The organism is Falsihalocynthiibacter sp. CO-5D18 (assembly GCF_041205445.1).
Taxonomy (GTDB): domain Bacteria; phylum Pseudomonadota; class Alphaproteobacteria; order Rhodobacterales; family Rhodobacteraceae; genus Falsihalocynthiibacter; species Falsihalocynthiibacter arcticus.
Genome location: NZ_JBGFCF010000014.1, coordinates 11,831 through 24,497, shown reverse-complemented (window position 1 = coordinate 24,497; position 12,667 = coordinate 11,831). Strand labels below are relative to the sequence as shown.

The following is a 12,667-nucleotide window of genomic DNA, read 5'->3' as shown; positions in this document are numbered from 1 at the left end:
ATGAGAAAGGATTTTTCATGCGCGCGCTACAAATAGCAGCCACCGGAATGGCGGCCCAGCAAATGCGGGTTGAAACGATTTCGAACAATCTCGCGAATATGAACACAACGGGGTATAACGCTCGACGAGCCGAGTTCGCCGACTTGCATTATCAACAGCAGACGCGGGCCGGTACGATTAATGCGGCAGATGGAACGATTGTTCCAACTGGGGTGCAACTCGGCCTTGGTGTTCGTCCATCGTCCGTAACGGTTGAATTATCCCAAGGTAGCTTAGGCGCGACAGGCGGCGACCTTGATCTCGCGATTGAGGGTCTCGGTTATATTGAAGTGACACTCCCTTCAGGGCAGTCGGCGTTCACGCGAGATGGCGGCCTAAAGCGATCTGCTGACGGCCTAATTGTCACATCAGACGGGTATCCCGTCGTTCCAGAAATTACGATTCCCTCCGACGCTCGCAGTATTTCCATCAATGCCGAAGGTGAGACCTATGCCTATTTTAACGACCGAGTGGAACCCGAGTTGCTGGGGCAATTGTCCATCGCCGGGTTTTCGAACTCAAAAGGGCTTGAAGCGATTGGATCAAATTTGTTCCTAGAGTCCGCTGCGTCCGGTGCTCCTACGGTCAGTACCCCCGGTGAAAACGGGCTGGGAACACTGCGCCAAGGATATCTTGAGAATTCGTCTGTCGATGCCGTTCGAGAGATCACAGAATTGATCGAAGCTCAAAGAGGATACGAGCTAAATGCGAAAGTGTTGACCGCAGCAGATCAGATGCTCGGCGCAACAACGCAAATCCGATGATGAAGTATCTATTGTTCATATGCGCGCTGACTGCCGCAAACGTATCGTATGGAGAAACCCTTGTGGCGGCTCGAACTATCCCAAGTCACACAATCATCTCGCCCGCAGATGTAGCAATAAAAGACGGCAATACCCTTGGCGCGCTAACGCTTTTGGAAGAGGTCATCGGACAAGAAGCTCGCGTGGCAATTTACGCTGGCCGACCAATTCGAAGGAACGACATCGGCGCGCCTGCACTCGTTGAGCGCAATCAAATCGTCAAACTCGCCTATTCCAGCGGCGTCCTGAACATATCAGTCGAAGCACGGGCATTGGGACGCGGGTCGGCAGGGGATGTGCTCCGCTTTATGAATCTAGACTCACGCACAACAATTTCAGGGACTGTTCAAGATGATGGCTCAATTCTCGTCACAAAATAGAGGAAAAAAAATGAAGAAAATCTCGATTGCTTTTCTATCCGTCGCTTTTTTGTCCGGCTGTCAGTCGTTGAGTGAAGTAGGGCAAGCGCCCGAATTTACGGAAACCAGAGGCTCGCTTGAATATTCGTCGATGATGTCACCCGGTTTTCCCGTTTCGCTTGAACCAACGAGCAGGAAAGATGCGGCCTCATTGTGGAGTGGAGAAGATCAGTCGCTTTTTAGCGATCGCAGAGCACTGCGCCGTGGGGACATCTTGACCGTCGTCATCGAAATCGATGAAAAAGCTGAAATTTCGAACACCTCATCTCGTGATCGAACGGGCAATACTTCGATGGGAATTCCTCAGTTTTTTGGAATTCCTCAGCGCCTAGATGAAATGCTTCCTCCTGGGGCTTCCATGGCCGATGCTGTTGAAACAAATTCGTCTACGTCCCACCAAGGCAGTGGTTCCGTTCGAAGAAATGAAAAGCTTACGTTGAAGGTGGCAGCGACAGTCGTTGATGTTCTCCAAAATGGGGTTTTTGCGATCAAAGGCTCCCAAGAAGTCCGTGTAAACTTTGAAATAAGAGAGCTGTTGGTTTCAGGATATGTGCGACCAGAAGACATTTCACGCCAAAATCAGATCACGTATGACAAGATTGCCTCGGCTCGGATTTCATATGGCGGCCGCGGGCAGATTACCCAGGTTCAACAGCCATCTTACGGTCAGCAAATCAATGATATTATTCTTCCATTCTAATCTAGAAAGCTCCAGATGAAGAAAATACTACCTATTCTTATGGCTGTAATAGGTATCTGTGCCGGTATTGGCGCCGGTGTCGCGATTAAGCAAGAGCCAGAGGAGCCAAGTATCGTGTGTGAACCTGATTTGCAGGAGACTTCCGGCCTTGAGGTTGCTGACGCAGCACCAATTCCTGCTGACGAAATGGATTCGTCAACTCATGAATATGTGAAGTTGAGCAACCAATTCGTTATCCCCATCGTGGAGGATGGGAGGGTGAAAGCTTTGGTTGTACTTGCTCTAAATTTGGAGGTGGTTTCAGGGTACAGCCAAGCTGTATTTGCACTCGAACCTAAGCTAAGGAACGCATTCCTTCTTGTTCTTTTCGATCACGCAAATGCTGGAGGTTTTGAGGGCTCCTTCACTAGCAGCAACAATATGATGATTTTGCAAAATGCCCTTCTGGAGTCTGCTCGCAAAGCACTAGGCAATTCGGTTTCGGACGTCCTAATAACGGATGTTGTTCGGCAGGAGTCCTTTGGATAATTGTCCGCGACTTGGAGTTTTCTCCTACCGAGACTACAGCTTTCGCCTCTTGCGACTCTGCTCCCTATGAAGGGCCAGTCGTTCCTGCGGCTTAATCTCGCGGGCAAGATCAAGAAACTGGAGCGTGGTTAGATTTGCTTTAAAAACTTGAACTGAGTTACTGCATGTAAATTGGTGTTTCGCCCGAAGGGCTACTTAGCTCCATGAAACCGTATGGGTTCCGACAAAACGTGCCAAACGATCTAATTCGGCTTCGAGTTTTACGCGTCTGCTCGTCGGCCAATTAGTGTTACCCTGCGGCCAAAAATTAAGAACGTGTAGCACTAAATTTTTTCGATCGGCCTTCAATTCGATCCGCCCAACAAAACGGTCGCCCTCCAAAATCGGGAATACATAATAGCCCCAAATACGTTTTGCGGCAGGAACGAACATTTCCACTCGATAATCAAAACCAAAAAGTCGACTCAATCGGCTCCGGTCGCGGATCACTGGATCAAATGGATTCAATATCCGCAACCGTGAAGTAGGTGGCTTAAGATTCGCAATGCGGTCCTCTATGTCCGCCGGAGCAAGAGCTTCGAGGAGCGTTCCTTGCGCGGTCACGATTTCAACCCGCCGCACATCACTTTTCGCCTCGACCCAGTTGCGGACTTCGGTTCTATCCACGGCTTCCCAAAATTTTTGTACCTCGGCAATCGTACCAAATCCCATTCGGTCAAGTGCCGCATGGCAAAGCCAATCAATTTGTTGTTGGTCCGACAGGTGCGGTGCTGTGGTCTGCTCGGGGTAAATCCGCTCCGCTAGATCGTAATATTTGGTAAAGTTAACGCGGTGGGACGTGGCAAGTTCGCCAGTGTACCACATATAATCCAATGCCAACTTATGCGGCGGGCGTGACCACATTTTCTTTGGGCCAGTGATCTTTGTGTCAAATGCGTGGGTAGAAAGCGGGCCTTCAGCAGCGATACGTGATTTGATAGCTTTCCGCGCAACCGTGTTGGGCAATCCGTTGAACCAGCTAGATTTATCCAGATATTCTCGTTTGCGGCGGAACTGACGGCGCCACATGGGAAGAAATTCCATTGGAATTATCGAAGCGTCATGGGTGAAATGCTCAAAAACGCTTCGATGTTTTGCCAACATCTCGTCCAACAAATGCTCGCGGTATTTCTGGTTGCGACTCCATAATATATGGTGGTGGGCGCGTGAAACAATTTGGATTGAATCTAATTGCACAAAACCCATTTTGCGGATGATGCCAAGCACATCAAGTGGCCCCGTCGGAGCTTTACCCAGCCCCTGAGAATGCAGCCAAAGCCTGCGCGCGGTTCGGTTGTCGATCCTAAGAGGCGTCTCTTTTGTTGTCCTAATCACCGAGACCCACTTTAAACATCTGCAGGGCTTTCTGTTTCAAGGTGCCCGCAAAAATGAAATATAGCCGAATATGGGTTTGGAAATCCAACTCTTTCAGCGCTAAAATGAAATTCGGTTTCGGACGCGGCACCCGCAGAAACACTCGCCTGCATTACCGTTTGAGCGGAACTATTTTGATTTAGAGCCACTTTAAGCGCCTAAATACCGCATAGAGCACGAGGCCGAGAAATGCTGATCCGCCTGTTACTGCCAAAAAGCCGTACCTCGAATCAAGCCCTGGCATTCCGCCAACATTGATCCCGAACAGGCCTGTTAAAAACCCTAGCGGGAGGAATATTGCAGCAACGACAGACAACACATAACTGTTCCGGCCTAGGGTTGTTGCGTGGAGCATGTCTAAATGCTCTTGAATGACGTGCAAGCGATCTGATGTCGCATCAAGTTCTTCCATCGTGCGGACAGCACGGTTCGCAACTTCCTTGAGGACGTCGCGCTGGTGGGGTTCGAAAGTCCAAGTTGAGCCGCTGGATAGATCAGCGATTGCCTCGGTTTGTGGGCGAACGAATCGTCTTATTTTTATGACGCTGTGACGCAGCGCTGAAAGCTCACCGCTTACGCGTTGTACTTGGCTCATTGCGCTATCTTCAACCGCATCAGTGCCTTCTACTAAATCCAGCGACACTTTTTCAATGCGTTTGGTAAGGCCATATGTCAATTCAGCGAGAAATGCGCCAATACTTTCCGGCCCGACCCCAGTCTCCATTTTCTGACGAATAGCATCGACAGCCCATATTTTTCGGGCGCGTGCGCTTACAATAAGCCCCTCCTGAATCCACAATCGTACGGAAACCATGTCATTTGGGTCCGCGCCGGGATTGAGGTTTACGCCACGCAACGTAAGGATCATCCCATCCTCCAATCGGTCGCACCGTGGACGTGTTTCTGGCTGAAGCAATGCTCTTGCGGCTGTGCGTGGGAGGACCTGTTCAATCCAAGCCTCCAAATTGGCATCATTCAAGTCAAAATGTAGCCACAGATATCCCGTCGCAGGAAGTTCAATCTTGGGGCCGAGCGGAGCCACAATGCGCTCGCACCCCCCCTCAGAGGACACATTAAAGGCACATATGGGTTTGGGGCTCGTCTTCAACATCAAGGGCCCTTTCAAAATGGCTTCGGCAAAGATTGGTGCGACTCAAAATCCGCTAAATAATTTCGTCCTCATCAAAGAGAGGATCATCGGCTAGTTGCTCGCTCAAATCCTCAACGTTTTCGGTTGTCTTTGCAACCGACGTCACGCGCGCCAAGTGAAAAACAGCGTCCCCTTCGTTGACGATTGGCATAACGGCTCGTCCAATAACAATGCCATTAAAGGGCGCAATAATTTCTTCATCCACTTGTCCAAACGGATCCGATACAGAAGCGATGACCTCGCCCTTTTTTACAACGTCGCCATCGCCACGGAAATTCCGCAACAACCCACCCATGGGGGCTCGAAGCCATTTGCTAGATGCACAGTATTGCGAGGGGGCCTTGGGTTTTGCCACTCCCTTTGCCGAAATCATCCCCATGTGGCGCAAAATTCGCAAAATGCCCGCAACACCGGACCGCACTGACATTTCGTCAAAGCGGAGCCCTTCTCCCGCTTCAAACAAAAGCACATCCTTGCCAAGGGCCTTAGCCGCTCCCCGCATGGAACCTTCCCGCAAAGGTGACTGCAAAATCACGGGCGCACCGAAAACCTCGGCCAATTCCGCAGTGCGTGGCACATCAGGGGAAATCCGGATCTGTGGCAAATTAGTGCGGTGTATTGCTGCTGAATGTAGATCGATCCCAAGGTCACTTCGGGCGACCACTTCAGTTAAAAACAGATAGGCCAACCGCGCCGCCAAGGAGCCGCTTGGGCTTCCAGGGAACGAGCGATTCAAGTCGCGCCGATCTGGCAAGTATCTGGAATGATTTATGAACCCGAACGCATTTACGATCGGAACCACAATCAATGTGCCGCGCAAAGTTTTCACATTTGACGTCCGCAACAGACGGCGCACAATCTCAACGCCAATCACTTCGTCTCCGTGCACGCCCGCGCTAATGAATACCACAGGTCCGCTGAGTTTTCCGTGAATAACGTGCGCCGACATTGAAACGGGTGTGTGATCGGACATGACGCTTACGGGTAGATCAACGGTTCTTCTGGTGCCCGGTAGAATTTCTTGCCCTGCAATTATAAAACTTTTGCGCGTTGGCATTAACCCTTACCTTTTGTTTTGGTCGCATAGGGTTTTGCCGATTTTTCAATATATTCAATGATTTTTCCGGCCACATCCAAACCTGTTGCTTTTTCTACACCCTCAAGTCCCGGAGAGGAGTTAACTTCCATCACAACGGGGCCGTGGTTGGCGCGTAGCATATCAACACCACAGACATTGAGGCCCATGGATTTGGCCGCACGGGATGCTGTCAATCGTTCCTCAGGCGACAGCTTGATCAACTTTGCCGAGCCACCGCGATGCAAGTTTGAACGGAAATCGTCGCCTGCGCCCGTGCGTTTCATCGCCGCAATTACCTTGCCGCCAACGACGATCGCGCGGATATCGGTGCCACCGGACTCCTTGATGAATTCCTGCAAAAGGATGTTCACCTTCGCGCCGCGAAACGCTTCTACCACAGATATGGCGGAACGATCCGTATCGGCCAGAACCACGCCAATCCCTTGCGTGCCTTCAAGCAATTTAATGACCACAGGCGCCCCGCCCGCGAGTTTCAGAACTTCCTTGGTTTGCTTGGGGTCGTGGGCGAATGTTGTCACCGGAAGGCCAATGCCGTCGCGCGCCAAAAGTTGCATAGAGCGCAGTTTGTCGCGTGAGCGCCCGATGGCGACACTTTCGTTGAGAGGGTAAACGCCCATCATCTCGAACTGGCGCAAAACGGCGAGGCCATAAAACGTAATAGAGGACCCAATGCGTGGAATGACCGCGTCAAAACCCTCAAGTTTTTCGCCGTTGTAGTACATTTCTGGACGGCGAGACGCGATGTTCATGTAACAACTCAGGGTGTTAATGATGCGAAACTCATGTCCGCGCTCTTCGGCAGCTTCTTTGAGGCGTTTATGGGAATATAGGTCTGGATTCCGAGCCATCATTGCGATTTTCATTTTGTGGTCCTTCCGCTTAAAGAGCGCCGCTGTTAGGTCAGTTGGCTGTTAAGTTTGTTCTGTGTGTGTGGACGGCAATATTGTGCTTTTTCAACGCGGTCCTACCCACGATCATTGGAAACCGCATCTTACTTCGATCGGTTAAAGATACTGAAATCGGCCAAGATTGTCCCGCAATATGGAGTGCGGCACGGATTACGATGCGCTCTTCCGGTATACCACCCGTGTTTTTAATATGGCGAATGTCATAAATTGGTGTTTCCACTCGGACGTTCGGTGCTTCGTCATGGAGTTGAGCCACAAACCGCACCCAGAGTTCGCCGTCCTTTTGAAACGGAGTAATCTCAGTTGCATGCAGGGCAGACGTTCGCGCGCCGGTATCTATTTTGGCCCGAATATTTGGCAGGGAAAGCTCAGGCAGCGAGACATGCTCAATCCATCCGATAACCAAAGGGGCTTTTTTCATAGGCATAGTTTTTCTCAATCAGCGCTAAATTATATCAGCCAAGGCATCATGAGTGATGCGAGACTCAAAACAAAGAAGAAACCGGCCATATCGGTCACGGTTGTGAGCAAAGGGCCGCTTGCGGCAGCAGGGTCTTGTCCCAAGCGTTTGAGCAAAAGTGGGACCACGCCCCCAATCGATACGGCGAGCATGGTGTTAAGCGCAAGCGCGAGGCCAATGACGAGGCCAAGAGCCGGATTGCCCTTCCAGACCCAAGCCACGATTCCAATGAGAAGACCAAGTGCAATACCGTTAATCACACCCACGGTGATTTCTTTCATCCAGACTCGCGCGGCATCTTTGGGGCGGACCAAACCGAGGCTCAACTCACGCATACTGACACCGACCGCCTGATTTCCCGAACACCCTGACATGTCCGAGACCATCGGTAGGAAAATTGCGATGGCGATCACGGCGGTAAGGGTTTCCTCATAAGCAGATATAACAGAAGCCGCTAGGATATTGAGGACGATATTGGCCGAGAGCCACGCCAAACGCCGCTTCGATCGCAACCACGTCGGCATTGAGCGCAACTCATCCCCAACAACACCCTGCAATTTCATTGTCTCGGATTCAGATCGTTCGAGCAAAGCTTGACTCACAGCTGCGCGCGAAACCACGCCCACGAGCTTTCCGTCCTCTTCAACAACCGGCATTCCTAGGAAGGGATGCTTATTGAAAATATCTTCGAGCTCAGAAAGGCTGGCCGTCACTGGTATCGTTAACGGCTGCACCATAATCTCAGTCAAACGATCAGAACGTTTTGACGTCAAAAGGCCACGCAGAGACACAACACCAATGGGCTCGGACGCCGCGTTCAAGACATAGGGGTGTTGCCCTCGATAGCGATCCACGTCGTTGTCGTCACTGGCCAATTGCCGAAGTACGGCCCCTACGGTTTGGGTGTCCGAAAAGACAAAAACCTCAGCCATCATTAGACCACCGGCAGTGTCATCTTCGTAATCGACTAGGCGACGAACATCCGCAGCGTCTTCAGCATCCATCTGCTGCAAGATCGCTTCGGCATCTTCGTATTGCATGTCACCAATAAGGTCGGCCTGAATGTCGGAGTCCAACTCCTCCATAATCTCGTAGGCGCGCAGAACCTCAAGGGTCTCCATGAGGTCGGCACCCGTTTCGTGGGGCGCTTCCTCAATGATTGCCGCCGCAAGCTCTGCGGAGATAAGGGACAGAACAGTCGCACGCCCAGCGGAATCCATTTGTAAAATTTCGCGCAAGGCTTCCGCGAGAGACAATGGTTCTAGGAGGTTTTGCAACGCAATAGCATCACCGCTTTCGACCGCACTATACAGTGCGTCTGAAACTTCGATGGGTTGGTCGATCTGTTCTGGGTTCATAGTCATGGAAAATCTCCTTGCCTCCCTATAAATGGATGTATTTATTTGTCTATAGACAAAATTTATTTACCTTATATAAATTCGATATGAATAATTTTGAACACACAGCCAAACAGCTCAGCGCACTTTACCTTACCAGTTTTGGCGGTAAAGACTCTGGGCGTTATCGAATTGCCTCAAAAGTTTTGCGCGATATGCTAGACCGTAAGCGATTGTATCCCGAAGATATTCAGAGCCTTTCGCGGGCACTTTTAGAAGAAGGCTATATACTTATCGATATGGATACGTTTTTTGTTGTTTTGAGTGCGAAAACGTTTGTGAATTACCGTCGTGCAAATGCGGATTCAGTTTTGGGTCTTGAGGACTAGGGCGGCATCCAAACACCGAAGCATTTGCGGTGGAATTTAGAAATAGAATGGGCGCTCTGTAGTCTGCACTCGAATTAGGATAATTATGTTTGATGTCTGAAGCGCCTGCGATTCCCCTTAGCGACTTGATTGTTTGCCCGCATTGTGATGCGGTTTATACGTTGCGCCGTCCGGAGAATGGGGAAAAGGCGTCGTGCGGCCGCTGCGGAGCTGACCTGATTACACCCCGCCGCAAAGCAGGGCTGCAAATTATTGCTGTTTCGCTTGCGATTGCCATCCTGATTATCGCAGCAACTGTTTTTCCATTCCTGACGATAGATGCGGCTGGAACGACTAACTCGATGTCGATCCTAGATGCGGTTTTTGCGTTTAATCACGGGTTGCTCATTGCGCTGTCTCTCGCCATGGCTTCGCTTATTATTGTCATTCCCCTGACGCGCGCCTTGTTGGGAATCTATGTGCTTGTACCAATTGTGCTAGACCGCCCGCCCGCCCGCGGAGCAGTCCACGCCTTTCGCCTGTCGGAAGCCCTACGGCCATGGTCGATGGCAGAAATATTTGCAATCGGGTGTGCAGTTGCGTTGGTCAAGATAAGTGGTATTGCGGACGTTTCATTTGGGCCCGCGTTTTGGATGTTTGTAGCTTTGGTGATATTAACAATATTCCAAGATAATTTTGTATGTAGGTGGTCGGTATGGAACTCGCTGGACAAGGCCTAGACATCGTGAGCGCGCACGACCTTGGAGTTGTGGCGTGTACGCGCTGTACGCAGGTTTGGCCTGTGGGCACACCTGCGTGCGGCCGATGTGGCAAAAAAATTGTCTCGCGTGACGTGAAAAGTATGCAGCGGGTTTGGGCGCTCTGGCTGGTTGGGCTTATGTGCTATGTACCAGCAAACGTGTATCCGATGCTGCAAACCCGCACTTTGGTTTTTACGCAAGAAAATACGATTGTTGATGGGGCGGTTGAACTAATGCACCACGGTTCCTTTGCTGTCGCTTTCATCATCCTTTTCGCCAGTGTGGTCATCCCCGTTGGAAAATTCATGGCCATTGCCTTTTTGGCTCTCTCTGTGAATCGCACGTCCAACGTCACGAAACACCAACGCCAATTTGTCTACGAGATGGTGGAGTATATTGGTCGATGGTCAATGATCGACATCTTTGTCGTTGCGATTATGTCCTCTCTGGTGCAACTCAATACGATCGCGTCTATTAATCCTGGTCGTGCCAGCCTATTTTTTGCCCTCTCGGTTATTTTTACAATGCTATCCGCGCAAGCTTTTGACAGCAGAATGATCTGGGATGTCCAAGCCAAACAGAAAGCCATCAAAACATGAATGATCGCCCACCTCCCGTTGCTATCAAGCCGGCTCGGAAATCCTTTTTTGATCGCGCTTCAATTGTCTGGGTGATCCCCTTGGCGGCGCTAGTGGTCTCGCTCGGCGTGGCATGGCAGGCCTATGACAGCCGTGGACCATTGATTGAAATTGCGTTTCAAAACGGTGCGGGCATTGCTGCAAAGAAAACAGAGCTTCGGTATCGCGATGTTACAGTTGGTGTTGTTGAAGGTATTGAATTCGCACCCGACCTTGCTGCGGTCATCGTTTCTGTGCGCTTACACAAAGAAATCGCGCCTTTTGTGGATGTCGCCTCAAACTTCTGGGTCGTGAGGCCCGAAGTGAGCGCCAGTGGCGTTACCGGCTTGGATACGGTTTTGTCCGGAGTTTATATTGAAGGATCATGGGACAGCACGATCAGTGCCAGGGGGACAAAATTCAAAGGGTTAGTAGATCCGCCGCTTTCCCAGCAAGGGAAAGAAGGTCTTGAAATCGCAGTACGCTCCACGTCTGGCGGTAGTTTGACCGACAACAGCCCGATCACATTTCGCGGGATAGAAGTTGGGCGCATCGGAAAAGCACGCATTTCGGTCGAGGGAAGTTATGCAATTGCCGAGGCCATCATTTATGACCCGCACAGCCAGTTGATTACGCCGTCAACACGGTTCTGGGACACCTCCGGATTTACATTTTCGGTTGGTGCGTCGGGCGCCAAGATTGATTTCTCCTCGCTTGCGACCCTCTTAGGCGGTGGTGTGACCTTTGATACTTTTGTTTCCGATGGCTCACCCGTCGCCAGCGGGACCGTCTTCGAAGTTTTCACCGACAAAGCAACGGCACGCAACAATCTCTTCGTTGGGGCCGAAGTCGAGACCGTCGAAATGCGTGTGGTCTTTGAAGAGAATATCTCGGGGCTCGCCGTAGATGCGCCTGTCGAAATCAATGGCCTGAAAATCGGCAAAGTGCAGAGCGTTTCGGGGATCATTGATGCAAAAACTTTTGGTGATAATCGCGTACGACTGAATGCCGTGCTGTCGATCCAACCCGCGCGCCTTGGGTTGCAGGGCGAGGCGTCGCCCAAGACCGCGCTAGAGTTCTTATCGCGACGGGTTCAGGAGGGTTTGCGCGCGCGTCTAGCTTCCACCAGTATCTTGACGGGAGGCCTTAAAATCGAACTTTTACAGGTCGATAACGCGCCAAAAGCTGTCATGTTGACTGGTGAGGGCATCGTGCCTGTTATTCCGGCAACGAAAAGCGAAATCACAGATGCTGCAGGTACTGTCGAGGGTGTGCTAGACCGCATTAACAAACTGCCCATCGAGCAGCTCCTCCACAGCGCCATTGATTTCCTCGATAGTGCCGAGGCCGTGGCTTCCGATGGAAACTTGCGCGAAATACCAAAAGAGGTGAGTGATACATTGATTGAGGTTAGAAATTTTGTGTCATCGAAAGATATTCAGAATATTCCAGTCTCCCTCAACGCCGCGATTGTCCGCTTTGAAACGTTACTCGCTGAAGTGGAAAAAGAGAAACTCGCAACTCAGCTCGTTGCGGCTGTCGATGCCGCTGCGGCTGCGGCAAACAGCGTGACGGAATCTGTCAAAGGTGTACCAGCGTTGGTTGCACAAATAGAGGCCGTCGCGGTAAGGGCCGAAGAACTGCCCCTTGAAGACTTAACAATCCAACTTACCCGCCTCACTGAGTCAGCCGATGAGTTCATCAGCTCGGACGCCACTCGTGCGCTACCGCAAGAATTAGGTGCTGCTCTGACTGAAATAAGCACGATCCTAAATGAGTTGCGCGAAGGCGGAAGCGTCACCAATGTCAACGCAACGTTAGACTCCGCTCGCCAAGCAGCGGATGCGGTTGCAACCTCCACCAAAGATCTTCCGGCATTGGTGGACAGTATCAAACGCATTCTGAATGAAGCCAGCGCAACAATCGCAGGGTATAACAGCGGAAAAGTATTAAGTCGCGACGCCCAAGAGACCCTGCGCGACATTTCAAAAGCCGCAGCGGCGATGACGTCTCTGGCCCGCATGCTGGAACGCAATCCCAGCGCCCTAATCCGAGGACGATAACC

The 12,667-nt window shown here is 51.1% G+C and carries 14 protein-coding genes; 8 read left to right on the top strand and 6 right to left on the bottom strand.

What is annotated here, in order from left to right; all coding sequences use genetic code 11:
* Positions 1–17: 17 nt before the first annotated feature.
* From flgG to AB9F27_RS16815, 4 genes are read left to right on the top strand one after another with little or no spacing between them, the layout of a single operon-like run.
* Positions 18–803 (top strand): flagellar basal-body rod protein FlgG, encoded by a 786-nt coding sequence (flgG, locus tag AB9F27_RS16830; protein ID WP_039000270.1) that lies wholly within the window; start codon positions 18–20, stop codon positions 801–803.
* Positions 800–1,222 (top strand): flagellar basal body P-ring formation chaperone FlgA, encoded by a 423-nt coding sequence (gene flgA, locus AB9F27_RS16825; protein WP_369757952.1) that lies wholly within the window; start codon positions 800–802, stop codon positions 1,220–1,222. Before flgG ends, flgA begins: the two co-directional genes overlap by 4 nt.
* 10 nt (positions 1,223–1,232) lie before the next feature.
* On the top strand, positions 1,233–1,961 hold the full coding sequence (gene flgH / locus AB9F27_RS16820; RefSeq protein WP_335584627.1) for a flagellar basal body L-ring protein FlgH: 729 nt from the start codon (positions 1,233–1,235) through the stop codon (positions 1,959–1,961).
* A gap of 15 nt (positions 1,962–1,976) precedes the next feature.
* On the top strand, positions 1,977–2,489 hold the full coding sequence (locus AB9F27_RS16815; protein ID WP_335584628.1) for a flagellar basal body-associated FliL family protein: 513 nt from the start codon (positions 1,977–1,979) through the stop codon (positions 2,487–2,489).
* A 195-nt stretch (positions 2,490–2,684) separates the two neighbouring features.
* Here the strand turns inward: AB9F27_RS16815 and AB9F27_RS16810 are convergent, their stop codons facing one another.
* The 6 genes from AB9F27_RS16810 to mgtE all read right to left on the bottom strand — a co-directional run bounded on the left by AB9F27_RS16810 (position 2,685) and on the right by mgtE (position 8,883).
* A complete protein-coding gene (locus AB9F27_RS16810) occupies positions 2,685–3,863 on the bottom strand; it encodes a DNA glycosylase AlkZ-like family protein (protein WP_335584629.1) in 1,179 nt (392 codons plus the stop codon).
* A 178-nt stretch (positions 3,864–4,041) separates the two neighbouring features.
* Positions 4,042–5,013 (bottom strand): zinc transporter ZntB, encoded by a 972-nt coding sequence (locus tag AB9F27_RS16805; RefSeq protein WP_369755812.1) that lies wholly within the window; start codon positions 5,011–5,013, stop codon positions 4,042–4,044.
* A gap of 52 nt (positions 5,014–5,065) precedes the next feature.
* A complete protein-coding gene (locus AB9F27_RS16800; protein ID WP_335584631.1) occupies positions 5,066–6,109 on the bottom strand; it encodes a succinylglutamate desuccinylase/aspartoacylase family protein in 1,044 nt (347 codons plus the stop codon).
* Positions 6,109–7,014: a 30S ribosomal protein S6--L-glutamate ligase gene (gene rimK / locus AB9F27_RS16795; RefSeq protein ID WP_335584632.1), complete on the bottom strand. Its 906-nt coding sequence runs from the start codon at positions 7,012–7,014 to the stop codon at positions 6,109–6,111. Before rimK ends, AB9F27_RS16800 begins: the two co-directional genes overlap by 1 nt.
* Before the next feature lie 37 nt (positions 7,015–7,051).
* Entirely contained in the window at positions 7,052–7,486 is a 435-nt protein-coding gene (locus AB9F27_RS16790) for a RimK/LysX family protein (RefSeq protein WP_039000261.1), read from the bottom strand.
* 23 nt (positions 7,487–7,509) lie between these two features.
* Positions 7,510–8,883, bottom strand: a complete 1,374-nt coding sequence (gene mgtE, locus AB9F27_RS16785) for a magnesium transporter (protein WP_335584633.1) — start codon at positions 8,881–8,883, stop codon at positions 7,510–7,512.
* Between the two features lie 80 nt (positions 8,884–8,963).
* On the opposite strand from mgtE, the gene AB9F27_RS16780 reads away from it, so the two are divergent.
* The 4 genes from AB9F27_RS16780 to AB9F27_RS16765 all read left to right on the top strand — a co-directional run bounded on the left by AB9F27_RS16780 (position 8,964) and on the right by AB9F27_RS16765 (position 12,665).
* Positions 8,964–9,245: a hypothetical protein gene (locus AB9F27_RS16780; protein ID WP_335584634.1), complete on the top strand. Its 282-nt coding sequence runs from the start codon at positions 8,964–8,966 to the stop codon at positions 9,243–9,245.
* A gap of 92 nt (positions 9,246–9,337) precedes the next feature.
* A complete protein-coding gene (locus AB9F27_RS16775; protein ID WP_039000259.1) occupies positions 9,338–9,964 on the top strand; it encodes a paraquat-inducible protein A in 627 nt (208 codons plus the stop codon).
* Entirely contained in the window at positions 9,940–10,584 is a 645-nt protein-coding gene (locus AB9F27_RS16770) for a paraquat-inducible protein A (RefSeq protein ID WP_369757951.1), read from the top strand. The genes AB9F27_RS16775 and AB9F27_RS16770 overlap by 25 nt, the downstream gene beginning before the upstream one ends.
* On the top strand, positions 10,581–12,665 hold the full coding sequence (locus tag AB9F27_RS16765) for an MlaD family protein (protein ID WP_335584636.1): 2,085 nt from the start codon (positions 10,581–10,583) through the stop codon (positions 12,663–12,665). The genes AB9F27_RS16770 and AB9F27_RS16765 overlap by 4 nt, the downstream gene beginning before the upstream one ends.
* Positions 12,666–12,667: the final 2 nt, after the last annotated feature.

Coding starts and splice junctions, on each gene's coding strand:
- flgG (WP_039000270.1), top strand. CDS start 18: ATGCGCGCGCTACAAATAGCAGCCACCGGAATGGCGGCCCAGCAAATG.
- flgA (WP_369757952.1), top strand. CDS start 800: ATGATGAAGTATCTATTGTTCATATGCGCGCTGACTGCCGCAAACGTA.
- flgH (WP_335584627.1), top strand. CDS start 1,233: ATGAAGAAAATCTCGATTGCTTTTCTATCCGTCGCTTTTTTGTCCGGC.
- AB9F27_RS16815 (WP_335584628.1), top strand. CDS start 1,977: ATGAAGAAAATACTACCTATTCTTATGGCTGTAATAGGTATCTGTGCC.
- AB9F27_RS16805 (WP_369755812.1), bottom strand. CDS start 5,013: ATGTTGAAGACGAGCCCCAAACCCATATGTGCCTTTAATGTGTCCTCT.
- AB9F27_RS16800 (WP_335584631.1), bottom strand. CDS start 6,109: ATGCCAACGCGCAAAAGTTTTATAATTGCAGGGCAAGAAATTCTACCG.
- rimK (WP_335584632.1), bottom strand. CDS start 7,014: ATGAAAATCGCAATGATGGCTCGGAATCCAGACCTATATTCCCATAAA.
- AB9F27_RS16790 (WP_039000261.1), bottom strand. CDS start 7,486: ATGCCTATGAAAAAAGCCCCTTTGGTTATCGGATGGATTGAGCATGTC.
- mgtE (WP_335584633.1), bottom strand. CDS start 8,883: ATGACTATGAACCCAGAACAGATCGACCAACCCATCGAAGTTTCAGAC.
- AB9F27_RS16780 (WP_335584634.1), top strand. CDS start 8,964: ATGAATAATTTTGAACACACAGCCAAACAGCTCAGCGCACTTTACCTT.
- AB9F27_RS16775 (WP_039000259.1), top strand. CDS start 9,338: ATGTCTGAAGCGCCTGCGATTCCCCTTAGCGACTTGATTGTTTGCCCG.
- AB9F27_RS16770 (WP_369757951.1), top strand. CDS start 9,940: ATGGAACTCGCTGGACAAGGCCTAGACATCGTGAGCGCGCACGACCTT.
- AB9F27_RS16765 (WP_335584636.1), top strand. CDS start 10,581: ATGAATGATCGCCCACCTCCCGTTGCTATCAAGCCGGCTCGGAAATCC.